25 protein-coding genes and 1 tRNA gene are annotated in these 25,821 nt (G+C 61.6%); 8 read left to right on the forward strand and 18 right to left on the reverse strand.

Annotated features, from left to right (window positions below; genetic code table 11):
* Positions 1 to 141 precede the first annotated feature (141 nt).
* Both AADW18_RS10275 and bglX read right to left on the reverse strand, forming a co-directional pair.
* Positions 142 to 1,284, reverse strand: a complete 1,143-nt coding sequence (locus AADW18_RS10275) for an MFS transporter (RefSeq protein ID WP_337343312.1) — start codon at positions 1,282 to 1,284, stop codon at positions 142 to 144.
* Positions 1,285 to 1,353: 69 nt separating this feature from the next.
* Entirely contained in the window at positions 1,354 to 3,534 is a 2,181-nt protein-coding gene (gene bglX / locus AADW18_RS10280) for a beta-glucosidase BglX (protein WP_337343266.1), read from the reverse strand.
* 192 nt (positions 3,535 to 3,726) lie between these two features.
* Here bglX and AADW18_RS10285 point away from each other — a divergent pair, with 192 nt between their 5' ends.
* The 6 genes from AADW18_RS10285 to AADW18_RS10310 all read left to right on the forward strand — a co-directional run bounded on the left by AADW18_RS10285 (position 3,727) and on the right by AADW18_RS10310 (position 9,349).
* Complete coding sequence (locus AADW18_RS10285) at positions 3,727 to 4,077, forward strand: VOC family protein (RefSeq protein WP_337343267.1); 351 nt, start codon at positions 3,727 to 3,729, stop codon at positions 4,075 to 4,077.
* A 108-nt stretch (positions 4,078 to 4,185) separates the two neighbouring features.
* The gene (locus AADW18_RS10290) at positions 4,186 to 4,617 is read left to right on the forward strand and encodes a GNAT family N-acetyltransferase (protein WP_337343268.1); all 432 of its coding nucleotides are present in this window, start codon (positions 4,186 to 4,188) and stop codon (positions 4,615 to 4,617) included.
* Between the two features lie 357 nt (positions 4,618 to 4,974).
* The gene (locus tag AADW18_RS10295) at positions 4,975 to 5,646 is read left to right on the forward strand and encodes a hypothetical protein (RefSeq protein WP_337343269.1); all 672 of its coding nucleotides are present in this window, start codon (positions 4,975 to 4,977) and stop codon (positions 5,644 to 5,646) included.
* Between the two features lie 312 nt (positions 5,647 to 5,958).
* Positions 5,959 to 7,014 (forward strand): transporter, encoded by a 1,056-nt coding sequence (locus tag AADW18_RS10300; RefSeq protein ID WP_337343270.1) that lies wholly within the window; start codon positions 5,959 to 5,961, stop codon positions 7,012 to 7,014.
* Between the two features lie 440 nt (positions 7,015 to 7,454).
* Complete coding sequence (locus tag AADW18_RS10305; RefSeq protein ID WP_337343271.1) at positions 7,455 to 7,721, forward strand: DUF2845 domain-containing protein; 267 nt, start codon at positions 7,455 to 7,457, stop codon at positions 7,719 to 7,721.
* A 413-nt stretch (positions 7,722 to 8,134) separates the two neighbouring features.
* A complete protein-coding gene (locus AADW18_RS10310) occupies positions 8,135 to 9,349 on the forward strand; it encodes a hypothetical protein (protein ID WP_337343272.1) in 1,215 nt (404 codons plus the stop codon).
* A gap of 178 nt (positions 9,350 to 9,527) precedes the next feature.
* On the opposite strand, the gene AADW18_RS10315 is transcribed toward AADW18_RS10310, so the two are convergent.
* The 11 genes from AADW18_RS10315 to ruvB form a co-directional block, all read right to left on the reverse strand.
* Positions 9,528 to 9,603 (reverse strand) — tRNA-Lys (locus tag AADW18_RS10315).
* Positions 9,604 to 9,712: 109 nt separating this feature from the next.
* The gene (gene queC / locus AADW18_RS10320; RefSeq protein WP_337343273.1) at positions 9,713 to 10,378 is read right to left on the reverse strand and encodes a 7-cyano-7-deazaguanine synthase QueC; all 666 of its coding nucleotides are present in this window, start codon (positions 10,376 to 10,378) and stop codon (positions 9,713 to 9,715) included.
* A 197-nt stretch (positions 10,379 to 10,575) separates the two neighbouring features.
* Positions 10,576 to 11,253, reverse strand: a complete 678-nt coding sequence (queE, locus tag AADW18_RS10325; RefSeq protein ID WP_337343274.1) for a 7-carboxy-7-deazaguanine synthase QueE — start codon at positions 11,251 to 11,253, stop codon at positions 10,576 to 10,578.
* Between the two features lie 213 nt (positions 11,254 to 11,466).
* Complete coding sequence (gene ybgF, locus AADW18_RS10330; RefSeq protein WP_337343275.1) at positions 11,467 to 12,288, reverse strand: tol-pal system protein YbgF; 822 nt, start codon at positions 12,286 to 12,288, stop codon at positions 11,467 to 11,469.
* A gap of 15 nt (positions 12,289 to 12,303) precedes the next feature.
* The gene (gene pal / locus AADW18_RS10335; protein WP_337343276.1) at positions 12,304 to 12,819 is read right to left on the reverse strand and encodes a peptidoglycan-associated lipoprotein Pal; all 516 of its coding nucleotides are present in this window, start codon (positions 12,817 to 12,819) and stop codon (positions 12,304 to 12,306) included.
* Between the two features lie 53 nt (positions 12,820 to 12,872).
* Positions 12,873 to 14,192, reverse strand: coding sequence for a Tol-Pal system beta propeller repeat protein TolB (tolB, locus tag AADW18_RS10340; RefSeq protein ID WP_337343277.1), 1,320 nt, complete (start codon positions 14,190 to 14,192; stop codon positions 12,873 to 12,875).
* Positions 14,193 to 14,338: 146 nt separating this feature from the next.
* Positions 14,339 to 15,349, reverse strand: coding sequence for a cell envelope integrity protein TolA (gene tolA, locus AADW18_RS10345; RefSeq protein WP_337343278.1), 1,011 nt, complete (start codon positions 15,347 to 15,349; stop codon positions 14,339 to 14,341).
* Positions 15,339 to 15,779: a protein TolR gene (gene tolR, locus AADW18_RS10350; protein ID WP_337343279.1), complete on the reverse strand. Its 441-nt coding sequence runs from the start codon at positions 15,777 to 15,779 to the stop codon at positions 15,339 to 15,341. The genes tolA and tolR overlap by 11 nt, the downstream gene beginning before the upstream one ends.
* 12 nt (positions 15,780 to 15,791) lie before the next feature.
* Positions 15,792 to 16,568 carry a protein TolQ gene (gene tolQ / locus AADW18_RS10355; RefSeq protein WP_337343280.1) on the reverse strand — a complete coding sequence of 259 codons (777 nt, stop codon included), beginning with the start codon at positions 16,566 to 16,568 and terminating at the stop codon, positions 15,792 to 15,794.
* Between the two features lie 69 nt (positions 16,569 to 16,637).
* On the reverse strand, positions 16,638 to 17,051 hold the full coding sequence (gene ybgC / locus AADW18_RS10360) for a tol-pal system-associated acyl-CoA thioesterase (RefSeq protein WP_337343281.1): 414 nt from the start codon (positions 17,049 to 17,051) through the stop codon (positions 16,638 to 16,640).
* Between the two features lie 111 nt (positions 17,052 to 17,162).
* On the reverse strand, positions 17,163 to 18,212 hold the full coding sequence (gene ruvB / locus AADW18_RS10365; RefSeq protein WP_337343282.1) for a Holliday junction branch migration DNA helicase RuvB: 1,050 nt from the start codon (positions 18,210 to 18,212) through the stop codon (positions 17,163 to 17,165).
* 205 nt (positions 18,213 to 18,417) lie between these two features.
* Here ruvB and AADW18_RS10370 point away from each other — a divergent pair, with 205 nt between their 5' ends.
* Together AADW18_RS10370 and AADW18_RS10375 are read left to right on the forward strand one after the other, a co-directional pair.
* A complete protein-coding gene (locus AADW18_RS10370) occupies positions 18,418 to 19,692 on the forward strand; it encodes a potassium transporter TrkG (RefSeq protein ID WP_337343283.1) in 1,275 nt (424 codons plus the stop codon).
* Positions 19,685 to 20,356 carry a TrkA family potassium uptake protein gene (locus AADW18_RS10375; protein WP_337343284.1) on the forward strand — a complete coding sequence of 224 codons (672 nt, stop codon included), beginning with the start codon at positions 19,685 to 19,687 and terminating at the stop codon, positions 20,354 to 20,356. The genes AADW18_RS10370 and AADW18_RS10375 overlap by 8 nt, the downstream gene beginning before the upstream one ends.
* 125 nt (positions 20,357 to 20,481) lie before the next feature.
* Here AADW18_RS10375 and AADW18_RS10380 read toward each other — a convergent pair whose 3' ends face one another.
* The 5 genes from AADW18_RS10380 to AADW18_RS10400 form a co-directional block, all read right to left on the reverse strand.
* On the reverse strand, positions 20,482 to 22,404 hold the full coding sequence (locus AADW18_RS10380; RefSeq protein WP_337343285.1) for a potassium transporter Kup: 1,923 nt from the start codon (positions 22,402 to 22,404) through the stop codon (positions 20,482 to 20,484).
* A 316-nt stretch (positions 22,405 to 22,720) separates the two neighbouring features.
* Positions 22,721 to 23,305, reverse strand: a complete 585-nt coding sequence (gene ruvA / locus AADW18_RS10385) for a Holliday junction branch migration protein RuvA (RefSeq protein WP_337343286.1) — start codon at positions 23,303 to 23,305, stop codon at positions 22,721 to 22,723.
* A 145-nt stretch (positions 23,306 to 23,450) separates the two neighbouring features.
* Positions 23,451 to 23,972 (reverse strand): crossover junction endodeoxyribonuclease RuvC, encoded by a 522-nt coding sequence (gene ruvC, locus AADW18_RS10390; RefSeq protein WP_337343287.1) that lies wholly within the window; start codon positions 23,970 to 23,972, stop codon positions 23,451 to 23,453.
* 144 nt (positions 23,973 to 24,116) lie between these two features.
* Complete coding sequence (locus tag AADW18_RS10395; RefSeq protein WP_337343288.1) at positions 24,117 to 24,848, reverse strand: YebC/PmpR family DNA-binding transcriptional regulator; 732 nt, start codon at positions 24,846 to 24,848, stop codon at positions 24,117 to 24,119.
* A gap of 178 nt (positions 24,849 to 25,026) precedes the next feature.
* On the reverse strand, positions 25,027 to 25,635 hold the full coding sequence (locus AADW18_RS10400) for an alpha/beta fold hydrolase (protein WP_337343289.1): 609 nt from the start codon (positions 25,633 to 25,635) through the stop codon (positions 25,027 to 25,029).
* Between the last annotated feature and the right edge of the window lie 186 nt (positions 25,636 to 25,821).

Genomic DNA, 25,821 nt, shown 5'->3' on the forward strand with positions numbered 1-25,821 from the left:
AGCGAGCTCGGCTCTACAAGGCGATGCCTCAAAGATCCGCTGCGAGCTTCTGGTAGAGCGGAGCTTGCTCCGCTGCTTTGGCATTTTCTGCATGACCCAACAGAAGAGCAGCCGAGCGAGCTCGGCTCTACAAGGCGCCCATCACCGTGTCACCAGGCGCGCAGTCATCGCGACCGCCATCAACAACGCGGCCAGCAATCCCAGCGCAAACGACAGCGTGGTGGCTTTGGCGACAAAGCCCAGCAACGCAGGCCCCAGCAGGACTCCGGCATAGCCCATCGTGGTGATCGCCGCGACCGCGAGGTGGGTCGGCATGACGTGTTGACGGCCCGCGGCCGAAAACATCACCGGCACCACGTTGGATGCGCCGGCACCGACCAAGCCGAAGCCGACGATCGACAACGCCCAGGATGGCGCGAGAATCGCTAACAGGAATCCTGAAGCGGCCAAAAGGGCGCCGAACAACACCACGCGCGTCGCACCCAACCGGTGTACGACGCGATCGCCGGTCAGGCGTCCAAGCGTCATCGTGACGGCGAAGGCGACGTAGCCGAATCCCGCCGTGGCCGGATCGACGTTGCGGACGGCTGTCAGGAATACCGCGCTCCAGTCCAGCACCGCGCCTTCGGCCAGGAACAGCGCGAAGCAGATCGCGCCGATCAACAGGACGCTTCCACGCGGCATCACGAATGCCGGCGCACCGCTTTCGGCCGCGTAAGGCAGCAGTGCCTTCGCGATGGCGACCAGCGCCACCACCGCCAGAAACGCCACCACCACGGCGGCCAGCAGCGGCGAAGCGCCCAACGCCATCAGTGCCGATGCTCCACCAGCACCGGCAATGCCGCCAACGCTATACATTCCATGGAATCCGGACATCATCGCGCGCCGTGCGGAGCGCTCGACGATCACCGCCTGGATATTCATCACGACGTCGAAAATGCCGATTCCCGCACCGAAGATCAGTAGTGCCAACGCCATTCCCAGCATAGTGGGAGCAATGGCGAGAAACGGCAGCGCAAGACAGAACATCGCGCCCGTGCACAACAACACCCTGCGACAACCGAAGCGCGCCGCCAATCCGCCTGCCAACGGCATTCCGGCTACCGAGCCAATACCCAGGCACAAGAGCAACAGACCCAGCTGTGCGTCGTCCACCTGCAGCCGCTGTCGTGCGTACGGAATCAGCGGTGCCCAAGCGGACACCGCCAAGCCAGCGATGAGAAACGCTACTCGCGTGGATAGTTGTTCGCGGGTTCCCGGCGTGGTGCTTGCTTCGTGGCCAATGGAATGCGAAGTCGAACGATGTTCTTCCAAGAGACGGCTCTACCAGTATGAAATGAAGCGCGCCAGCCTCTACGGCGCCAGCAGTTCGAACGACACCGCTTCGCCAACCGCGGACGACGGTGCTATCCAGGCGTCGAACCATCCGGGTTCGGCAATCGGCTGGTTGTCTGTTCCATGGAAAATGAAGTCCTGGCGCGAAAGCGTGAATACCACTTCACGCGATTCGCCCGCGGCCAACGCCACTTTCTCGAACCGCTTCAGCTCACGCACCGGCCGCACGCGACTGGCGACACGGTCGCGGATGTACAGCTGTACGACTTCCTCGCCTTCGCGATCGCCGGTATTGGTGATGCGGGCGCGCAGCGCCAGCGTGCCGTCCCATGCGAGCTTCTCTTCACTGAGCGCAGGCCGGCTGTACTCGAATCGGGTGTAGCTCAGACCATGGCCGAACGGGAACAGCGCCGCATGCGTCACCTCGCGCCAGCGGGTCTGGAAAAAACGCGGCTGACCCGGGATGTTGGGGCGGCCGGTGCTGGGATGGTTGTAATAGAACGGTTGCTGCCCCGTATCCTGCGGAAAGCTCACCGGCAATTTCGCCGAGGGGTTGTAATCGCCAAAGACGACATCCGCTACAGCGGGGCCAGTCTGAGTACCCAGGAACCAGGTGACCAGGATCGCTTGCGCATCGCGCACGGCGCCGGTCAGCGCCAATGCACGGCCGTTGCGCAACAGCACCACTACGGGTTTGCCGGCCGCCGCGACCGCTTCCGCCAATGCCTGCTGCGCGGGAGGGATGATGATCTGCGTGCGCGACTGCGCTTCGCCACTGAAATCGGAAGGCTCGCCGACTGCCAGCAGCACCACGTCGGCCTGGCGCGCGGCTTCCACTGCGGCTTCGATGCCGCCTTCCATGGGTGCCTCGAAATCGCAGCCCTGGGCCACCGTCAATAAATCAGGATCGGTCATGGCCGCGCGCAGGCCGGCCTCCAGATCGATCTCGCGCGCTTTGTCGCCAAAGATGTTCCAGCAGCCGCCAAGATTGCTGCGATCACTTGCGAACGGACCGATCAAGGCGATGCGCTGACCGGACTTCTTCAACGGCAGTACGTCGCCGTCATTCTTCAACAACACGATGGAGCGGCGAGAACAATCGCGCGCCAACGCATCATGAGCCGCCAGATGCGACGTATCCTGCTCACGCTGCGGATCCAGTGAACGGTACGGGTCCTCGAACAAGCCAATCGCGGCCTTGACCGTCAGTACCCGTCGCACCGCTTCGTCCACCACTGCCAGGGGCACGTCGCCGCGTTTCACCAGATCGGCCATATGCGCGGCGTACAAGCCGCTCTGCAGGCTCATATCCAAACCGGAAACCAGCGCCTTCTTCGCTGCGTCGGCTTCGTCTTCGGCAAAACCGTGAGCGATCAACTCGAAGTCGGAGGTGTAATCGGACACCACGAAACCGCGGAAGCCCCATTCGCCGCGAAGGAGATCGGTCAGCAACTCGCGGTTGGCCGAAGCCGGTACGCCATTGATGTCATTGAACGAGCTCATCAGCGTCAACGCGCCGGCTTCAATGGCGGCCTTGAAAGGCGGCAGGTGCACCTCGCGCAGCGTTTGCGGCGAGATATCCACTTGGTTGTAATCCAGCCCTGCCGCGACCGCACCGTAGGCGGCGAAGTGTTTGGGCGTCGCCAGCAGCGAATCCGGCGCGGTCAGATCTTCGCCCTGGAATCCCCGCACGCGAGCCGCTGCGAAGAGGTTGGACAGATGCACGTCTTCGCCGGAAGTCTCAGCCACTCGGCCCCAGCGCTGGTCGCGGGCCACATCGACCATCGGCGCAAAGGTCCAGTGAATACCCGCCGCGGTGGCTTCGACGGCGGTGGCGCGGGCGGTGCGTTCGGCCAGGTCCGGTTCGAAACTCGCCGCCTCGCCCAACGGGATCGGGAACACCGTCCGCATGCCGTGGATCACGTCGGCACCCAGCAGCAGCGGAATACCCAAGCGGCTTTCTTCCACCGCAATGCGCTGAGCCTCGCGCCCTTCAGCCGCACCCACGCCGTTGAACAAAGCCCCCACACGGCCGGCACGGATCTGCTCGCGTACCTGCTCGGCATCGCGGGCAAAGGTTTCAGGATTCACCTCAAATGCGAAAGGGCGCAGCGCATCGGCGAAGGCGCCCAACTGGCCGATCTTCTCCTCCAGCGTCATCCGTGAAATCAGGCCTTGGATCCGGTCCTGATGAGGCATGAGGAGCTCCCGGGGATGCGGTAAAGAATAGGAAGGCCATTATGAAAACGTTTACATTGACGGTCAAACAGTTAGCAGCGGCGCCTATTCATTCCGCCACTGGTACGCCAATGGTCCGCGCATGATGCGAACCTTTCTTCGCTCAGCGTTCTCCCGTCAGACTATGCCGCATCTCTTTCCAAGAAGCCCAGCATGAGCAACATCGAAAACCACCATCGCATCGACTACGTGGAGTTCAAGGTCGCCTCCATTGCCGCCGCCAAGGCGTTCTACGGTCAAGCGTTCGGCTGGACTTTCCAAGATTACGGTCCTGACTACTGCGAATTCCGTGATGGTCGGCTGACCGGCGGCTTCGCCCATGGCGAACCCAGTCCCGGCGGCGCGCTGGTGGTCATCTATTCGACGGAGCTGGAAGCCACATTTCGGCAAATCGAAGCCGCTGGCGGCTCGATCGCCCAACCGATATTCACCTTTCCGGGCGGCCGCCGGTTCCACTTCCACGATCTGGATGGATATGAGCTAGCGGTATGGTCCGATAAATGAGTTTCCCGGACGACAATCTGGATGCTCGCCGGTCGTGAGGACCAACTTCGCCCTTCGCGGCTAAATGGCGCCTCATGACGGCTTACTCATAAAGAGCGCTGAATATCGATGACGATCAACATCACCTACGCAGAGACCGACAACGAAATTGCAGCGACATTCGATGTCATGCAGCAGCTCCGTCCGCACCTTGAGCGCATTCAATATGTTCCCCTGATGCGTAGCCTGATGGCGAGTGACGGGCTCAAGCTACTGATGCTCCTCGACGAAGGCGAAGCCCGCGCGGTTGCCACTTATAGAGTCATGAACATGCTCTATTGCGGCAGTCTGCTCTACGTTGATGATCTCGTCGTGGACGCGCGCGTTCGGTCACGTGGCTACGGCGCGCAACTCATGTCCAAACTCAAAGAGGAGGGGCGCGCTCTGGGTTGTAGTGAAATCCAGCTGATCTCGCGCGTCACCCGGGAACATGCCCATCGGTTCTATTTTCGCGAGGGCTTCGGCATCGAGTGTTTCCACTTTCGCGCCACGCTTCCATAGGCCGCGTGGACCGTCCTGCCCGTTAAGCCGAAGCGCTTTCCACTCGGCTCTGGCGACTTTCTGCGTCTGCCGCGGCATTAACTTCACACCATCATCATCTACGTTAATACCGTCGGAAGAAAAAAGGCCCTTTGGTTTCTTCCGTGCAAAGCCTACTGCGGAACGATTGCAAACTTTCTAATTGTCTGACCAATATATGACATCTATATGACGTGTCCGCCGCCGAGCCTTCGGACGACAGGTCTTCCCCCAGGAGGTCATATGTATGTCGCGACGGGCTATCGAGCTTATTCGATCCCATACCTGGTTCCTCGCTGCTTTCGACTCGCGCGGGACTTCTTGATTCTTCCGGATCGTGTGCATCGATGGACTGTCGCAATCACCGCTGGTGTCATCGGGATACTGACCGCCTGCTTCGTCAGATATGCGTACGTGGAGAAGCACCACCTGACGAGCAGCTTTTTCTACGACCGCCTGCAATTTTCCTTCGTCGACGGAGGCTTTCCCGAAACCTTCGGTTATGGCCTGGAACTCGCGGCGTGCGCCCTGTTCGCCATGTTTGCCTGGACGCGCCGCAAGCAGCATTGGTATGCCTGCTCAGCGATCCTGTTGCTGACGTTCCTCGATGATGCATTCGGGGCGCATGAAACGATTGGCGCCATGTTGACAGCGGAGTTCGGTTTGTCGCCAGTGATTGGTGAGGTGATCGGGTTCGCGTCGCTGGGTTTGTTATCGGCGGCATTCTGGTTCGCGGGTGCACGCTTGATCCGAGGAGAAGACGACTGGCTTCCCTATCTTGTGTTCACGGCTTATTTCGGAATCCTGGTCTTCTTCGGTGCCGGCGTGGATGCCGTACACGGAACGGTGGCAAAGAATGCGTCGCAGACCTTGCTGACCTTGATCGAAGATGGCGGCGAACTCGCGACGACCGCCCTCATCAGCCTGTCGGCATTCGGCATGTGGCTGCAGCCAAAGCGCGCCGCCGTCGCCAACGGTTTGCCGATCAATTCGGCAATGCCGAATCCATGAACCATACGACAGCCTAGTCGCATAACCAGCCTTACTGGCAACCCGGCGACGGCCGTGCGTTCCACCGTTTGAAACAGCGCGGCGTGCGGGCAGGCACGCGAATCGAATAATGACGCCCCGTTTGGTTATTAGCTGAAGTACATGCCCAATTCCTGGCATCCGGAGGATAGGGAAGACTCGAGTTCCTCGTCCTCGGCAGAAGAACCAATGCTGCGACTGCTTTCCGCAGCAAGATCCGGATAGTCCCCCGCCAGCCTCACCCTCAGGATTCCCTCAGCTTAAGACCTCCACACAACCAGCCCGGGAATCAAGATGCTGCCACCACGCTGTCAGCAGGAATCGCGTGACCGCTCCCACAGCGGCGGCGGCGGCGCCAGAATTGGGGCCGGTTCCGCCACCGACAGAACGATGCCGCCATTCCGCCACCACTCCGCTTCGCTGCTGGCAGTGCTATCGCTGTCGGTCGCCCTCCCCGCACTCGCCACGGAAGCGCCGTCGCGCCAGTCCTTGGATGATGCCTGGTGGACTGGGCCAATCATCGCCAACAGCGCCGTCACCCTGCCGCAGGGCCACTATCTGATCGAACCCTATCTCTATGTCGTGAGCACAGACGACGCGGAGAGCTACGGGTCGCTCACCTTCATGCTCTATGGCGCCACCGACGCATTGACGGTCGGCCTGGTGCCGGTGTTCGGGTACAACAAGGGCGGTGACGGCATGCGTAGTGCCGGCCCCAGCGCCGCCGATTCCAGCGTGCTGCTGCAGTACCGCCTGCGGCAATACCGGGAAGGAAGCTGGTTGCCTGCCGTTTCCTTGCAGCTGCAGCACACGCTGCCAACAGGCAAATACGATCAGCTCGAGCTTGGCAGCGCCGACGGTTTCGGAGGCGGTGCGCACAGCACCTTGCTCCAGCTCAATAGCCAGACTTATTTCTGGATGCCGAACGGCCGCATCCTGCGCATGCGCTTGAATCTCGGCGCCACGCGCTCGCGCCAAGCAGGGTTGCGCGACATCAGCGTTTACGGCACCCCGGAGGGTTTCCGCGGCCACGCCCGTCCGGGCGACAGTTGGAACGTCAACGCCGCATGGGAATACAGCTGGACCCGCAACTGGGTGCTGGCGCTGGACTTGGTCTACCGCCACAGCGACAGCACGCGGATCAGCGGCGTGATCCGCGACAGCGGACAGGATCCCACACCGATTCCGCTGGCCTTCGAATCAGGTTCCAGCGAAGCCTGGTTCCTAGCCCCCGCGGTGGAATACAACTTCAGCCCACGCTTCGGCGTCATCTTCGGCGCACGTCTGATCCGTGGCCGCAACACCACCCACTCGGTAACACCGGTGGTTGCCTTCAATTACGTGCATTGACCTGCAGGAGCCGCCATGACGTCGATGCAGCAGACACTTCACACCGACGTAACACCACGCATCGCGTGCAGATCGCGCGGTGCATGCCTGGAACTTTGCAACGGCGACTCCGCGATGTCACCCGCGTCAATTATTCGATACTCCCGCTGCATCGATCGTACCGAGTAAGCCCATAGCCCTTCGGAATCAACTGCGTTCGGGCCGTCACCGACGAGTCCCCGCCCGAGTTGCAGCCACAGGGCACGACCGGATCACCCATCGGAATTGGCCCGAGCGGATCATGGATTGGCTGCAGCCAGGAGGAAAAAGCATGGCGGGTGGGCGATCCTCGGCGACCGCCCCGACGCCTACTACGAGCACCGCCTGAGATGCGTCGCCCTTATTGGCACGGCTTTCGAGATCGCTATACTCCAACGCAGTTTCCACAGGAAGGAAGACCCATGCGCACCACAGCCCTGGCCATTGTTCTAGCCCTGCTCGCCCTCCCCGCCTTCGCCGACTCCATCCGATTCGGAGACAAGCTGTTGACCGACGGCGACAGCGCCGCCAAGGTCAAGCAGATCGCAGGCGAACCGGATGCCACCGAGCAAATCCAAAACGAGTATGGCGCCACGCTGGGACAGCGCTGGCAGTACTACCGCGATGGCAAGACCATCACTATTACGATCATTAACGGCAAGGTCACCACGATCACCGAAACCCGTTAGGCATTGAGCGCCAGCGGCAGTTCGCTTTGATGTCGGCCAGCCTTCCGTCCTGCAACTACGCGTTGGAGGGCAGATTTCCGGCGGCTGTCATTGAACACACATCACCGTTCCTTCAAAAGCAGCGACGGTTTTCAGGGATGGCCGTCCTGGCACACCTGAAACGGTTGTTGACGTGTCCTGACGCGGTTTTTGACTCGACCTGCGACTCGGTTACGCGGTTGCGCCTAAGGTCAACGCGTGGACGCGCTGCCATTTAAGCCCTTCGAGCGGTTTGCGCATCCAAAAACGATAGATCCGAACCGCTGGGTCGGAACAGATGTCTTCGAACACTCGGGCGAGCACCAGCACCGACGGACAGAACATCTACAAGCTACTCTCGCGCGAAGTACCCGTCCAAGCCGAAGGATGTGCTCATGAAAAAACTGTTCTGCATCCTGCTTCTTGCTTGCAACTTTGCTCATGCTGAAGCTTCGCTTCCGGCTTTGACTACCGAACAGTGGCGACAGGATCTCGAGTTTTTCGCCAACGAGATCACGACGAAACACCGAGATCCTTTTCACTTCATCAGCAAGACTGAATTCGACCAGGCGGTATCCAACCTGCACCAGCGGATCCCCTCGATGAAAGACTACGAAGTGGTCGCTGGATTGCAGCACTTGGCGGCCCTCATTGGCGACGGGCATACATTTCTGGACACATCGGGCTTGTATGGGAGATTTCCGCTGGAGGTCTTTTGGTTTGGCAACGAGCTGCGAGTAATCCGTGCGGCTCCGGAATACCGGGAAGCACTGGGAGCCCGGATTGTCTCGATCGGATCCGTATCCATTGCGGAAGCCCGGAAGAGAATTCAACAGTTTGTCCCGCAAGCTGAGAATCAGTGGTATGTGCTGGACAGCAGCGCAAAGCAGCTCATGAGCGTCGAGCCGCTAGCCGCCTTGGGCGTGATTGCGGCTCCGGGCTCCGCGGATTTCACGTTTGAGGATGATTCTGGTCGTCGCTTCAAGCTGCGGATTCGGCCTCGTCCTGCAGGAGCCAGTAACTCAGGGGAAGTGGCTATCGAACCGGTGCCACTGCCCTTTCAGCACCCGGAGGATGCGCTTTGGTTTACTTACCTGGCTGACTCGAAAACGGTTTATGTGAATTTCCGCTCCTACCAAGACCTGGAGACGCAGTCCGCACGGCTTTGGGAATACATCGGAAGGCATCCAGTAAGACGCCTGATAATCGACATGCGCTGGAACCAAGGTGGAAACTTCACCAAGGGGAGGGAATACCTCATCTACAAGCTGATATTCATGCCCGCATTGAATCGTGCTGGATACCTTTTCGTGATTACCGGCCGCGGCGCATTCTCAGCTGGCATGACCAACATCACCGATTTTCAAAGAGAGACAGAAGCAATCCTGGTTGGTGAGCCCACGGGCGCGCGCCCCAACGGATACCAAGAGAACCATATGTTTACGCTTCCACTCTCAAAGCTGCATGTCTCTTGTTCGATGCTCAGGTACAGATTTCAACCGGGCTCAGAGACTGACGCTGTATTCCCCGATCAGCGAATCGACCCCGATTGGTCGTCGTTCAGCGCCGGGGGAGATGCAGCTCTACAGTGGATATTGGCCAAACCCTAGCTGACCATCGACAACATTGGGCACCTATCAACTGATCATCAACAGGGGGAAAACAGGAGTCAGAGCGGCACTCTGCCCCCTGTTTCCAGACCCCAGTTTCCAAACCAGCGGAAAGGGCTGAATTTTCAGGAGCGGCCCGTTCTGGCGCACCTGAAACGACGTAAGTCGTTGACGTGATTGGTGGGTCGTGAAGGATTCGAACCTTCGACCAAAAGATTAAAAGTCTTCTGCTCTACCGACTGAGCTAACGACCCACATTAGCGTCCCGACTTTGCGCCGGGGCGTGCATTCTAACCTAGGAGACGCTGACTGCGAAATCGGCGGCTGAATCTGGCGAACGCCAGGGCCGGGAGGCCATCGCCATCAGAGGTAGCGGGTGGGATCGGCGACGCCGGCATCCGCGAATCCGGCTGCCCGCAGTTGGCAGGCGTCGCAATGGCCACAGGCACGACCCTGATCGTCGGCGCGGTAGCACGACACGGTTTGCGCGAAATCCACGCCCAATCTGACACCCTCGCGCACGATATCGGCCTTGCTGAGCTTCAGCAGCGGCGCGTGGATCCGCAAACCCGCGCCTTCCACGCCGGCCTTGGTGGCCAGATTCGCCAGCTTCTCGAAAGCTTCAATGAACTCGGGGCGGCAATCCGGGTACCCCGAATAGTCCACCGCGTTGACGCCGCAGAAGATGTCCGCCGAACCCAATACCTCTGCCCAGCCTAGCGCCACCGACAGCATGATGGTGTTGCGCGCAGGCACATAGGTCACCGGGATTCCGGCGCCGCCGGCTTCCGGCACTTCGATATCGTCGGTCAGTGCCGAACCGCCGATGCTGCGCAGGTCCACATGCACGGTCTTGTGTGCGACGGCTCCCAGCGATTTCGCCACGCGTTCGGCAGCCTCCAACTCGGACGTGTGGCGCTGGCCGTAGCGCACGCTCAACGCGTGCACGGCGAAGCCTTGTTCGCGGGCAATGGCGACGACGACGGCGGAATCCATGCCACCAGAGAGAAGGACGACGGCTTTTTTCATGGGGAGTGCGAAAAGGGGAAGGGAAAGGTGAAAAGGAGACCATGCGGCTTTTGCCCCCTTTTAAAAGGGGCTACGGGGGATTTGCCGTTGCTGTTGCCTCTAAGATCAAAAGCAAATCCCCCTCATTCCCCCTTTAAAAAGGGGAGGTAAAAGCAAGAGCCTTTGCCGCTTGCTGGTCACTGCTTCCCGCTCCTGGCTCACCGCCCGGGTTCGTCATTCCAAAGCAACTTATGCAGCTGCATCTGGAAACGCACCGGCAGGCGATCCTGCACGATCCAGTCGGCTAGATCGCGGGGGTCCAGTTCGGATTTGCTGGGTGAGAACAGGACGTCGCAGCGTTCAGGCAGGCGGTGTTCGGACAGCATGTCGCGCGCCCATTCGTAGTCGGCCCGGCCGCAAAGTACGAATTTCACCTGATCGCGCGCGGTCAGCAGCGGCAGATTCTCCAGCCGGTTGCGGGCCATTTCCTTCGATCCTGGTGTCTTCAGATCGACCACGCGGGACACACGCGGATCGACCTCGGCGATGTCGATGGCGCCAGAAGTTTCTAGCGATACGTCATAGCCGGCGTCACAAAGCTTTTTCAAAAGGATCAGGCAACGCTTCTGCGACAGGGGCTCACCACCGGTGACGCAGACATGGCGTACACCGTGTTTGGCCACTTCCGCGAGAATCGCATCGATGTCCCACCACTGGCCGCCATAGAACGCGTATTCGGTGTCGCAGTACTGGCAACGCAGTGGGCAACCTGTCAGGCGCACGAATACCGTGGGCCAGCCGACCGTATTCGCTTCGCCCTGCAGCGAAAGGAAGATTTCAGTCAGCTTCAGGCGTTCCTGGGCTGCAGCGGGGGTTTCGCGGACGGCGACGTTCATGACGTACGTATTATGAGGCTTGGCCGGCGATATGGCCGATTGCAGATTCAAGCCAACAAGCGACAGCGCAACGTAGGAGCGCCGTCTCGGCGCGGCCTTTTCGGCGAGAATGCAGGTGTTATGGGACGAGCTCGCGGCGGGACGCTGCTCCTACAGAGCAAACCCCGATCTACACAGGCCAGAGGCCGCTCTCAAAAACGTTGGACGCGTGGTCTAGCGCAAGCGGCCGAGTTGCATTGACCTGAGATGGCCGCTGGCGATATTGGCGACGTCGCTGCCGGGGTAACGAGCAACCACATCGGCCAGGATGCGTTCTGCCTCGTCCATCTTGCCCAGACCGAACTCCGACAGACCCAGCTTGAGCAAAGCGCCCGCAGCCTTTTCGTGGGTGGGGTAGCGATCGATCAAGGCGCGGAACTGCTGTGCCGCCATCTGATAGTTCTGGGTGACGTAGTAGCTCTCGCCCAGCCAATACAAAGCATTCGGCGCATAAACGCCGTTGGGATACAGCGTCAGGAAGCTGGTGAACAGCTCAGCGGAATCGGCGTACTTTCCTGCTTTCAGCTGATCGAATGCAGCGTTGTAGGCAGCGCGTTCGTCGCCCGCAGAGGCCATCGCTCCGACATCGCCGTGCACGGTGGGTGCAGGCTCGGCGACTGCCGGGGCCGCCGAAATCGGCGCCGCAGCCGGAGCTGAAGCATTCGCGCCGGCAACTGGCGGCGACACCGGAGGTGTAACACCCGGGGCACCACTTTCCAGACGCTCCAAGCGGCCGTCCAGGTCAAGGTACTGATCGCGATTGCGCTGTTTCAGTTGTTCGTTTTCGTTCTGCAGCTGTTCCAGCTGTGAACGCAGTTCGCGCAGTTCCGTCTGCTGTTGCTCGATCCGGTTCAACAAATCCAGGTTTGCCTGGGGGTTGTTGGCCTTGGCTTCGAGTGCGGCCACGCGGTCGGCCAGGCTCTGGCGCTGTGCGTGGGCGGGTGCGGCGGCCACGAGGGCCGCCGCGATTACCAGCATGTACTTCTTGAAGATCATCAGAGCGATGACGGATTACTTGGCGGTGTAGACGATTTCGACGCGACGGTTCTGCGACCAGCACGATTCGTCGGACTGGGTGCAAACCGGACGCTCTTCACCGTAGCTGACCACGGTCAGCTGGCTGGCCGAACCGCCGTTGGCCTGCAGCGCGGAAGACACGCCATTGCCGCGGCGCTCGCCCAGGCCCAGGTTGTATTCGCGGCTGCCGCGCTCGTCGGCGTGGCCTTCCAGCGTGATGCGCGAAGACGGACGGTCACGCAGGTACTTGGCGTGGCAACCCATGATGGCCTGGAATTCCGGCTTCAGGGTGTCCTGATCCAGGTCGAAGTAGACAACGCGCTGACGCAGGCAAGCGTCGGTGTCGAGGTCTTCCGGACCATAGGCGCCGGCCGTGGTGGGACCGGTCGGGGTGGTTGGCGTGGTGGTGGTGGTGTCGGTCGGCGCTTCGGGCTTGACGGCCTTTTTGCAACCGGCCAGGACGGCCACGGACATCAGGGACAGCATCAAGATACGGGCAGTGTTGTTCATGGTCATTCCTTAGTTGTGCGGGGGGTTACAGGCGCGACATTCTAGACGGAAACTTAACGTTGTGTCCTATAAGGCGACCACGCCGGCTCACGAACGTCGCCATCGGCCAATACCAATCGCTGCCGGACCCGGGCATCGGCGGACACGGCGTACAGAACGCCGCGTCCACCTTCGCGTGCCGCGTACAGCACCATGCTGGCATTTGGCGCGAAGCTGGGAGACTCATCCAATGACCCCGGCGACAGCGAGGACCAGCGCGGCGAACCCAGGCTGCTGTCCATCATCGCGATCCGGTACGTATTGCCACTACCCTGCGCCACTGCGATTTTCTTGCTGTCGTAGGACACGGTGGCGGTTGCGTTGTAGCTGCCTTCGAACGTCACCCGCGAGGCCGAACCACCGCTGGCAGGCACCTGATAGATTTGCGGCCGGCCACCGCGGTCCGAGGTGAAGTAGATGCTGCTGCCATCAGCGCTCCAGGTCGGTTCGGTGTCGATGCTGGACTGGTTGGTCAGCTGGCGGAGCTGACGGCTGCCGATGTCCATGACATAGATTTCCGGATTGCCGCTGCGCGAGAGCGTCAGCGCCAGCTTGCTGCCGTCGGGCGAGAACGATGGCGCGCCATTGATGCCGCGGAAGCTGGATACCTTTTGACGTGCACCCGTCGCGATGTCCTGGATAAAGATGGCCGAGTTGCCACCTTCGAAACTGACGTAGGCCAACTTGCGGCCGTCGGGGCTCCAAGCCGGCGACAGCAGCGGCTCGGCCGAGCGCACGATGACCTGCGGGCTGTAGCCATCCGAATCGGCGACCATCAACGCGTAGCGCATGTTACGGCCGCTGCCGCTGGCGGTGACATAGGCGATGCGGGTCCAGAAAGCGCCGCGGACACCCAGGATTTTTTCGTAGATGGCGTCGGCGATCTGATGCGCCACATCACGCATGGCGTTGGCGCGCGCCGTCATCGCCAGACCGAGCAGGCGTTCCTGCTTCGCGACATCGAACAATTCGTACTCAACGCGATAGCCGCCCTCACCACCGTCGACGACCCGGCCGACGACAATGAAGTCCTGTCGAAGCGCGCGCCAGGTGGGGTATTGGATTTCGCTGCCCCGGGTTGGTCGTTCGACGATGCTGGCTTCCGGCAAGGCGCGGAAGGCGCCGGAGCGCTCCAGGTCGGCTCGGACCACCGCGGCGACGTCGGTCTGCGGCGCGGCCGCGGAACCCTGGTAGGGCATCGGGACGATGGTGATCGGCAGGGCCGAGGCGTTGCCGCCGATGATGTCGATTTCCAGGCCGCGCTGCTGCGCGGACGCCAGCATCGGCAGCAGCAACAGGGTTAGTACGGCAAGCCAGTGCAGCGATCTTTTCATGGGCAAGGGTCAGATCCGTGTTGGATAAACGGGAAGGGATAGCAGCTTGCGCGTGAATGCTTTCGCAATTGTGAACGGCATTGCGCTAAAGCGGACGTGAAATAAGGGCTGTAACCACTGGTGGAGCATGTGGCACTGGCGCAGGCCTAACGGTCCTGCGCTTCGAAATTGAGGATCAGGGTCCGGTTGAATACCGACTCGAAGCCGCTGTAGGGCAGCGGCTGGGCTTTCAGCACCGCCGCTTCTATCGAACGCTTGCCCATTTCGTCGAAGGGACAGCCGGGCTGCACCTGGGCCTCGATGACCTCGCCACCGGGAATCTGGCGGATGACGATACGGCAGCGGGTGCCCAGCGGAACCGAATCGGGCCGAGTCCATTTGTCGGTGATCGCCTGCTGCAACGCAGCCTGGTATTTGGCCAGCAGATCGTTGGCGGTTCCGCCCTGCCCTGGCGGCGGGCTGCCGGTGGCGCTGGTGGCGGCCGGAGTACTCGCCGCGGCAGTCTGACGATTGCGGGCATTGGTGATCTGCTGCAGGCGCTGTTCGGCCAATTGCGCCTCGCGTGCGGCCTGGGCGCGTTTGCGACGGATTTCTTCCAGCTTCGTCTGGCGGTCCGTCTCTTCCTGTTGCTTGGCCAGGCGCTGCTTGCGCTCGGCTTCTTCCTGGCGCTGGCGCTCTGTCAGGTCGATCTGCTCTTGGCGCCGCTTCTCTTCCTGCTCCTTGAGCGCTTTTTCCTGCGAGATCGCCAAGCGGCTCGCCGCTTCCTGATCCTCGGTATCCGGCACCGGAATGCGCTCCTGCGCCTGTTGCTGCTGGGGCACCGGCGAATCCTGCGGACTAGGCTCGGGGATTGGCTGTGGAGGCGGCACGGTGTCCTCTTCCGCTACTTCCTGAACAGGTTCCGGCAGCGGTTCGGGTTTGGGTGCGTCCTGCATGGCCTGCTCGGCGGCCCGGATATCGGCGCTCGAAATCACCAGCGATGCTTCGACCACCGGCGAGCCCGCCGCAGGTTCGAAGCTGCGCGTCGGCGACCACAGCCAAGCCAGCACGAACAGCAGTGCTACCAGTACATGCACGCCCACCGCGAGGGCGACGGAGACCCACAGATCTTTATTGTTGTCCTGTGGGCGATGGCGGTAGGCGGCGTCAGCGTGCATTGCCACCCGGCTGGCTCATCAAGCCGATCTTCTTCACCTTGGCCTGCTGCAGCATGACCATGGTATCCATCACCCGCTGGTAGTCGGACGCTCCTGGAGCGGCGACGAAAACGGGCACATCGGGGTTCTGCTCGACGAAAGCCCGCAGTTTGGCTTGCAGGCTTACTCCATCGATCGGTTCCGGTTTGCCGTTCTGCAGGGTCAGCGTGTAGCGGCCCTCGGAGTCGACGGCGACGATCACCGGGTCCTTCTTGCTTTCCACCGCGCGGGCGCTGGAATCGGGCAGGTCGACGTCGACGCTCAGCGTCAACAGCGGCGCGGTCACCATGAAGATGATCAGCAGCACCAGCATCACGTCGATGTACGGAACGACGTTGATCTCGGACTTGAGCTTGCGGCGTTTACGGTGGCGGGCAATGGCGGCGGTCATGGCGAACTCCGCTTATTCGTCGGCCGACGATTGGCGTTGCAGGATGGAACTGAATTCTTCGGCGAAGGTCTCGTAGCGCACCGACAACCGCTCGACGCGGTTTGTGAAGCGGTTGTAGGCCCACACCGCCGGAATGGCGACGAACAAGCCGATGGCCGTGGCGAACAAGGCTTCGGAGATGCCCGGCGCGACCGCGGCAATGCCGGCTTGTTCGCCGCTGTTGAGCATGTCGTGCATGGTCACCATGATGCCGAACACGGTGCCGACCAGGCCCACATAAGGCGCGGTGGAACCGATGTTGGCCAGCAATTCCAGATTGCGCTCCAGCTGGTCGACTTCGCGCGCGTAGGTGGCACGCATGGCTCGCTGTGCGCCTTCCAACTGCGCGCGGCCATCGAGCTTTCGCTTGTCGCGCAAACGGGCGAACTCGCGGAAACCGGCCTCGAAGATGGCTTCCAGCCCGTTGACCACCCGGTTGCGGTCCGCGGTCCCGGCATAGAGCTTGTTCAGTTCGGCGCCGGACCAGAAGCGGCTTTCAAAATCGTCGGCGTGGCGGTTGGCGGCGTTGAAGATGCGCGCCTTGCGGAAAATGATGACCCAACTGATCAGCGAACCGACCAACAGCAGCAGCACCACCAGTTTGACCGGCACGCTGGCCTTGATCATCAGGTCGATATAGTTGATGCCGCTGTGGACCGTTGTGGCGGTAGCTTCGGCGGCGGCGCCGACGGCTTCTTCCGGCAGGGCTTCCACCACGGTGTCCTGAAAGGCCAGGAGCGTTGCGATCATCCGTTGTTCCTCGATATCAAATGGGGCTTGGGCAGGCTTGTTGCTTGAGCGTGCTTGTCGGGGTGCAGGTTATGGCTGCGGGGGCATTTCTTGCTGTTTGAACGATTCGTATAACGCATCGGGTAGCGGTTTGGGTTTGAACGCTGATGCACTAAGTGCGGCCACCTTCACCTCCGCGCTCAACAGTATCTCGTCGCCGCGCAGGATGGTTTGGGCGAACACCACACTGGCGCGCTTGCATTGTTGCAGACCGGCCGTCACTCGCAGCAGATCGTCCAACCGCGCCGGGCGCAGGAAATCCAGGCGCATGGCGCGTACGGCGAACACCAGATCGTGATCCTGGCGCAGAAGTTCCTGTCCGTGACCGCCGGCACGCAACCATTCGGTCCGAGCGCGTTCGAGGAAGGCGACATACTGCGCGTGATAGACCACGCCACCCGCGTCGGTATCTTCCCAATAGACCCTTGTCGGTATGCTGAACACAGGTTAGTGAAGCCGCCAATGGGGAATGGAGAACCGGGAATGGCGGCGTGCGCGGGCTTTCATTTCAGCGTTTCGCGTCCGGGCAGGAGCAAAGCGGCGATTTTCCATTTCCTATTCCCCGTTCCCTATTCCCGCTTCTTCCTCATCAAACAAGCTCTCACGCCCTTTCGGCTTCAGTCCCAAATGGCGGTAGGCCTTCGACGTCGCCATGCGGCCACGCGCGGTGCGGATGAGGAAACCTTGCTGGATCAGGTAGGGTTCGATGACGTCTTCCAGAGTGCCGCGCTCTTCCGACAGCGCGGCAGCCAGCGATTCCACGCCCACCGGGCCGCCGTCGAAGCTGTCGACGATCGTGCGCAGCATCCGGCGATCCAGCTCGTCGAAGCCCTCCGGATCCACCTTGAGCATCTGCATGGCGGCTTGCGCCACGTCCAGGTCGATGCGTCCTTGCGCCCTGACTTGCGCAAAGTCGCGCACCCGGCGCAGCAGCCGGTTGGCGATGCGGGGCGTGCCGCGCGCCCGGCGCGCGATTTCCGCCGCACCCTCTGGCACGCAGTCGATACCCAGGATTTTTGCTGAGCGGCGGACGATCTTGGTCAATTCTTCCGGCGTGTAGAACGCCAGCCGCTGGACGATGCCGAAGCGATCGCGAAGCGGCGCGGTGAGCAAACCGGCGCGGGTGGTGGCGCCAATCAGCGTGAACGGCGGCAGATCGAGCTTGATCGAGCGCGCGGCGGGGCCCTCGCCGATCATGATGTCGATCTGGAAATCTTCCATGGCTGGGTACAGCACTTCTTCCACCACCGGCGACAACCGGTGGATCTCATCCACGAACAGCACGTCATGCGGCTGCAGGTTGGTCAGCAGCGCGGCCAGGTCGCCGGCTTTTTCGATCACCGGGCCCGAGGTGACCCGCAGGTTGACCCCCAGTTCATTGGCGATAACGTGGCTCAACGTGGTCTTGCCCAACCCCGGCGGCCCGAAGATCAGCACGTGGTCCAGCGCTTCGCCGCGCCCTTTGGCCGCTTCGATGTAGATCGACAATTGCTCGCGGACGGGTTGCTGTCCCAGGTATTCGTCCAGTCGCTTGGGACGGATGCTGGCTTCGATGGCCTCGTCCTCGCGGGTGGCCCGGGAGGCGATGATGCGGTCTTCGGTCATGACGCCATTATGAGGGACGCAATGCGCGAGAGGCGCGCGATTGCCTTCATCTTTCCTCAAGATCGGCTCCAGACAGGTCTATGCGCCCGTCGCCCATGGCACAATCCGCGCCGTTCCCGCCTATTCCCCACCCGGGAGACATTGTTTGCTACGACGTGGAATCCAACACCCGGCGCGGCTGATTCCATTGGCGTTCCTCGGCACCATGCTTTTGGGGACTGTGCTGTTGATGCTGCCGGTCTCTCGGGCGGGCGAAGGCTCGGCGCCGTTCCTGACCGCGATCTTCACTTCGACCTCCGCGGTCTGCGTCACGGGCCTGACCGTCGTTGATACGCCGGTCTATTGGTCGATATTCGGGCAAGCGGTGATCCTGGCGCTCTGCCATATCGGCGGCTTCGGCATCATGACTGGCGCCACCTTGCTGGGCTTGTTGGTCATGCGGCGCCTGCGGCTGGGCACGCGTCTGATCGCGCAGGCTGAAACCCGCAGCCTGGGGTTGGGCGATGTGGCGGCGGTACTGAAGCTGATCCTGCTGGTGACGCTAAGCGTGGAAGCACTGGTCGCTATCGTGCTGGTCCTCCGCTTGCGTTACGGGTATGGGGAACCCTGGGGCACGGCACTGTGGAATGGCTTATTCCATTCCATCTCGTCGTTCAATAACGCCGGTTTTTCGACTTATTCCGACAATCTGATGGGCTTCGTCGCCGATCCGCTGATCGTCGTGCCGATCATGTTGGCGATCATCATCGGCGGCCTGGGTTTCCCCGTGTTGCTGGAACTGAAGCGCGAACCCGGGCAATGGGCGCGCTGGTCGATCCATACCAAGATCACCTTGCTGGGCAGCGGCATCCTGATCGTGAGCGGCACTCTGGCCATCCTGCTTTACGAATACAGCAATCCCGCCACGCTGGGCTCGCTGGATGCGGGCGGAAAGCTGCTGGGGGCGTTATTCCAATCGGTGTCTGCCCGCACCGCCGGCTTCAACAGCATCAATATAGGCGGCATGAGTACCGAAACGCTGGCGGTGAACTACGTCTTGATGTTCATCGGCGGCGGTAGCGCGGGCACGGCCGGCGGCATCAAGGTCACTACTTTCTTCGTGCTGGGCTTCGTCGTCTGGACCGAAGTACGCGGCAGCCTGGACACCACGGCTTTCCGGCGACGCATCTCCGCCGAAACCCAGCGCTTGGCACTCACCGTGGTGCTGCTGGGTGTCGGCGTCCTGGCGGTGGCAACATTGCTGATGTTGAGCGTGACCGACCTGCCGTTGGAGGTCGTGATGTTCGAAACCATCTCGGCCTTCGCCACGGTCGGACTATCGACCGGCATTACCCCCGGCCTGCCTCCCATGGGACAATGGATTTTGATCACCCTGATGTTCGTGGGCCGTGTCGGTACGATCACTGTGGCCACCGCGCTGGCCCTGCGCAGCAAGACGCCGGCTTACCGTTATCCAGAGGAGCGCCCCATCGTTGGCTAAACAACAATCCATTCCCGCTGACAGTGTCGTCGTCATCGGTCTGGGGCGGTTCGGGGCCGCGGTCGCGACTTCGCTCATCCGTCTGGGCCATGAGGTACTGGGTATCGATGAGAACCCTGAGATAGTCCAGCGATGGTCGGATGAACTGACACACGTGGTTCAAGCCGACTCCACCGACAGCGATGTACTACGCCAACTGGGCGTCAAGGATTTCACGCGCGCCGTGGTCGGCATTGGCTCCGATATCGAAGCCAGCGTGCTCACCGTGCTGGCGCTGGAGGAACTCGGCGTCCGCGACATCTGGGCCAAGGCCACTACCACCAAGCATGGCCGGATACTGGAGCGCACCGGTGCGCATCATGTGGTGTATCCGGAAGCGGCGATGGGCGAGCGCGTCGCACACCTGGTTACCGGCAAGATGACCGACTTCATGGAATTCGATGATGGTTTCGCCATCGCGAAAACGGGCGCGCCACAGGAAAGCTGGGGCAAGACGCTCAGCGAATCCGCGTTGCGCAGCAAATATGGCGTGACCGTCATTGCGGTCAAACGGACCCGTGCCGACCTGACCTATGCCAAGGCCGACACCATCGTCGAACCCGGCGATACGCTTCTCGTCACGGGTACCGCCGCGATCGTGGAGCGTTTTGCGGCGCTGACGTAGTTCGGTGAGCGGTGAGCAAGTAAAGCATCCCGCTTTTGCCCCCTCTGCAAAGGGGCTTACGGTGGATTTGCTTTTGCTTTGAGACAAAGCAGCGGAGCAAGCTCCGCTCTACGTGACTGGATTGCTCAGATCTCGACCTGCGAACCCAGCTCGACTAGCCGGTTGCCAGGAATGCGGAAAAAGCCCGTGGCGGGTGCAGCATTACGGTGCATCAGCGCGAACAGCTTGTCGCGCCAGATTGGCATCCCTCGTCGCGCCGAAGCCACTACGGTTTCGCGGCTGGCGAAATACGTGGTGTCCATGGGATCGAAGTAAATGCCACCGTTGTCGCAACTGCGCATCAGCCCCATCGGAACATCCGGCGTTTCCATGAAGCCGAAACGCAATATCACGCGATAGAACCCATCACCGATCTCATCGATCTTCAAACGCTTGTGCGAATAAGGCACCGTCAGCGTTTCCACGGTGAGGAACACGTTGCGTTCGTGCAGTACCTTGTTGTGCTTGAGGTTGTGCAGCATCGCATGCGGCACCACTCCGGTCTGAGCGGTCAGGAACACCGCCGTGCCCTGTACCCGCACCGGCGGTGCCAGCATCAGTCCGGGCAGGAAGGTATCCAACTGAATGCCTTCCTTGCGGATCTCGGCGCTCAGCAGCTCGCGCCCGCGCCGCCAAGTACGCAGCAGCGTGAACACAAGGATCGCGAGCGCCACGGGCACCCACGCGCCATCCAGGAACTTGATGCCGTTGGCGATCAAGAACGATACGTCAATGACGAAGAACACCACGCACAGCGGCACCACCCAGGCGCGCGCCTTCAGCCAGGTCGCGCGCGCTACCAACGCCAGCAGCATGGTGTCGATCAGCATCGTGCCCGACACGGTGACACCGTAGGCCGATGCCAATGCGGTGGAACTGCGGAACACCAACACCAGTGCGATCACCGCGCCCACCAACAACCAGTTGATGCTGGGAATATAGATCTGGCCGATGGTTTCGTGCGACGTGTGCTTGATCGCCATCCGCGGCAGATAACCCAACTGCATGGCCTGCCGCGCCACCGAGAATGTACCGGTGATCACCGCCTGCGACGCGATAACCGTAGCGGCGGTCGCCAGCGCGATCATTGGGTAGCGTGCCCATTCCGGCACACCGATGTAGAACGGATTCTTGACCGCCGATGGGTCTTCCAGCACCAACGCGCCCTGCCCCAGATAATTCAGCATCAGCGACGGCAGCACCAGGAAATACCAGCCATAGCGGATCGGCCGGGTGCCGAAATGGCCCATGTCCGCGTACAGCGCTTCGCCGCCCGTCACCGCCAGCACCACTGCGCCGAGAATGAAGATCGAATGCGCGCCATGGGTGCCGAAAAAACGCACCGCCCAGATCGGGTTCACCGCATGCAGCACTTCCGGGTTGTGACCGATGTTGAGGATGCCGATCGCCGACAGCGACAGAAACCACACGACAGTGACCGGACCGAACACGCGCCCTACTTTCTCGGTGCCGAAGCGCTGCGTGGCGAACAGCGCCAGCAGCACCAGCACCGCGATCGGGACGATCCAGTTGTGCAACTGCGGGGCCGCGATTTCCAGGCCCTCAACCGCCGAAAGCACCGAAATGGCGGGCGTGATGACGCTGTCGCCGAAGAACAACGAGCCGCCGAAGATACCCAGTATCCCGACCGCGTACGCCGACCACGACCCTTTGCGCAGCGTGCGCTGCGCCAGCGCCATCAAGGCCATGATGCCGCCCTCGCCTTCGTTGTCCGCGCGCATGATGATGGTGACGTACTTCAGCGTCACCACGATCATCAGGGCCCAGAACACCAGCGACAGTACGCCAAGCACCGTGTCGTGATCTGCCACCAGTCCGTAGTGGCCGGAGAACGCTTCCTTGATGGTGTAAAGCGGACTGGTGCCGATGTCGCCGAAAACGACGCCGACCGCACCGACGACCAGTCCCGCCAGCCCCACGTTGCCGCCGCCATGACCGTGAACGCCGGGTTGGCCCGCATTCGTATTAGAAGAGGATGTTTTGGACATGGTTGAGAAAGGCTAACGCTGGTTTTCCGAGAGAGGGCTCGAGGGCCTGTTAATACTTATGGAGTATGCCGCGCCGGGCCTGTGGGCGTGCGGGGCAAGGAAGAACGAGGGCGCGTATGTCGATACGCAACCGAGTGATGACGCCGCCACGCACGTCCACAGGCCCGGCCCTTCGGGTTGTTTCCCAATGGCCACCATGCGGCGCCGCGCAGCTTGACCTGGCCACCAGCAAGGCGCGGCGCTGCGCAACACCACCTGGCGACCATTGGGAAACAACGCGACATACTCCATAAGTGTTAACAGGCCCCGGCTCGTTTCAACGAAGCGCCGACTGCAAAGCCTTGCGGATGATGGTGGCGACATCGTCACCGTTGGCGGTGGCCTCGCGCGCCATGCGCACAGCGTCGGCGGGCTTGTAGCCCAGCTGTTGCAGGGCGCTGACGGCTTCCGATTGCGGATCCTGCGGCAACGGCGAAGAGCCAGGAGGCCCGCCGCCCAGGTTGGCGGCCCGGTCGCGCAATTCCACCACCATGCGCTCGGCGGTCTTCTTGCCGATCCCGGGAATGCGGGTCAGTGCCGTCACGTCGCTGGTCTGCACAAGCCGCGCGAACTCGTCGACGCTGACGCCGGACAGCACGGCCAGCGCGATCTTCGCGCCGATACCGCTGACTTTCTGCACGTCGCGGAACAACCTGCGCTCGTTCTCGCGCAGGAAACCATACAGCGAGACGCTGTCTTCCTTCTGCGCATAGTGGGTGAACAGCGTCACCTCACGGCCGACCTCGGGCAGATCATAGAAAGTGCTCATCGGCGCTTCCAGTTCATAACCCACGCCGCCCACATCGATGACCAGCCAGGGCGGCGATTTGTAAGCCACGATGCCGCGCAGACGGCCGATCATGGGTGCGCCCTTTGGACGCGGGAATGGGGAAGACCAGCCATCCGGCTGTTGAAAACGGGGAATAGAGAATGGGCTAGAAGCCAAGCTTTACGCTCTTCTCGCTCTTTCCCATTCCCGTTTCCCGGTTCCCGATTCCCAGCCTTGATCATTTCCTGCTCCAGGCAGCGCGCACGTCGATGCCGATCCGATTGGCGGTGGCGCGCACGTGCGCATGAGTGATGGCGATCGCCAGGGCATCGGCCGCGTCGGCCTGCAACTTGCCCTGCAATCCCAGCATGATGCCGACCATATGTTGAATCTGTGTCTTTTCCGCGCCGCCGCGGCCCACTACCGCCAACTTCACTTCCTTGGCTGCGTATTCGTGCACCGGCAGATCGCGCAACACCACCGCGCAAATCGCCGCGCCGCGTGCCTGGCCCAGCTTCAACGCCGAATCCGGGTTGCGCGCCATGAAGACTTTTTCGATGGCCACTTCCTGCGGCTTCCAAGTCTCGATGATCTCGCCCAGCCCATCCAGCAGACGCTTGAGGCGTTGCGGAAAATCATCCGCGCCCACCAATACCAGCGGCGCATGAAAGACGTGCGTTGTCTTGCCCGCCGCATCGATATCGATGATGCCGACGCCGGTACGCTGGGAACCCGGGTCGATGCCGAGGATGCGGGTCATGGGAGCTCAATCCGGCCGCTGCGCGCCGGGTGACGTCGCGCACTGCGTGCACTGCAAAGAGTGAAGAAGAAGGTCATTAGCGCTTCTATTCACAGGTCGCGTAGCGACCGGATCCACTCTTCACAGCGAGCATCGCAAGCGGCTTCACGCGTAGGCGTCCGCTTTCAACTCGGCATTCGAATAAACACTCTGCACATCGTCCAGGTCTTCCAGCATTTCCAGCAGCTTGACGACCTGCTTGGCGGTGTCGCCTTCGACGGCGATATCGTTGTCGGCGCGCATGGTCACTTCCGCCTCGTCGGCGGTCAGGCCCGCGGCTTCCATGGCGTCCTTCACGATCTGGAAATTCTCCGGTGCGGTCACTACGTCGATGGAACCGTCATCCGAATAGACCACCACATCATCGGCACCCGCTTCGATGGCGGCGTCGGTGATCCTGCCTTCGTCCGCGCCCGGTGCGTAACTGAGCACGCCCAGTCGCTTGAACATGAAAGCCACCGAGCCTTCCGTGCCCATATTGCCGCCGCACTTGCTAAAGGCATGCCGGACATCGGCCACCGTACGGACGCGATTGTCGGTGAGGCAGTCGACGATGACCGCAACCCCACCGGGGGCATAGCCCTCATAGCGGACTTCCTCGTATACAACGCCTTCCAGCTCGCCGGTCGCTTTCTTGATCGCCCGCTCGATCACGTCCTTGGACATGTTGGCGGACAAGCCCTTATCCATCGCGGTGCGCAAACGCGGGTTGTTGGCGGGATCGCCTCCGCCAGCACGCGCGGCCACGCCGATCTCGCGAATGATCTTGGTGAAGATCTTGCCGCGCTTGGCGTCGGTAGCGTTCTTGCGGGCTTCGATAGACGGTCCACGACCCATGGGCATTCCGGATGCTGCGTTGGTGAAGCCGCGAATTATAGCGCTGACGCCTTGGGAGCGCCCTGCGGGCGGGAGCCACTGCAGGTAGCGGTGGTTGAATCCCGCCGGTTCGCCATCCGGACGCGCTGCGGCGCGTTCTTGATCGCGCGCGCTGCGGAGCTATCGGGGCGCGGACGCCCTACGCCGTCTGGAAGTGGCCTGCCCTTAAGAAATGCGCTGCCTGCTGCGCGGCATCAGCCGAGAACACCAGTCCTGTATGGCTCGCGGCGACCGTGCAGTGGTCCGCCAGGCCGGGCAATCGGGTTTCAGCAACCGCCACCGTGCCATCGGATTCACCGTCGAAACGGACGAACAACCGCCCCATTCCCCTGGCAACAGTGCCGGCCACCATGCCGACCTCGGTTCGGCCTCGCCAGGGTTCGCAGCCTTGCTGCAGCAGGCCTGCGCTGCGTCCCAACAAGGGAGAATGGCGGCTCAGGCGGCGCGCGGCCTCACTGCCGCATAACGGCGAGCCGATGCAGACCATGCGCGGCACAGGCAGATCAGGCTTGCGCCGCAGCGCCTCCAGCCCGATCAACCCGCCGAGGCTGTGCCCCACCAGATTGATCGGTTCCGATACGGATAACTGCTCGGTAAGGCGAGCGATGGCGATCTCGGGCCCGCCAAAGACGCTGGGATAGCCGAATACATCGACCTCGAAACCTTCGGCACGCAGCCGCCGGGCCAGCGGTGCCAGCCATGATTTTGCGTTCCAGATGCCGTGCAGAAGCAGGATGCGGTTGTTCATGCTGCGAGCATAGCGGCAACGGTGAAGGGTGAAGGGTGAAGGGTGAACGGAAAAGGGTGAACGGAAAAGGCTCTGCTTTACCTCCCCCTTTAAAAAAGGGGGACTGAGGCTGAGGTATCCCCACGTTTTCACGAAGGCGCTCGCATTTGATTGAAGACATCCGGCGGCAGAGTTCGTAAACGCTGC

The sequence above is a fragment of the Pseudoxanthomonas sp. CCNWLY206-1 genome (assembly GCF_039710385.1).
GTDB lineage: Bacteria > Pseudomonadota > Gammaproteobacteria > Xanthomonadales > Xanthomonadaceae > Pseudoxanthomonas_A.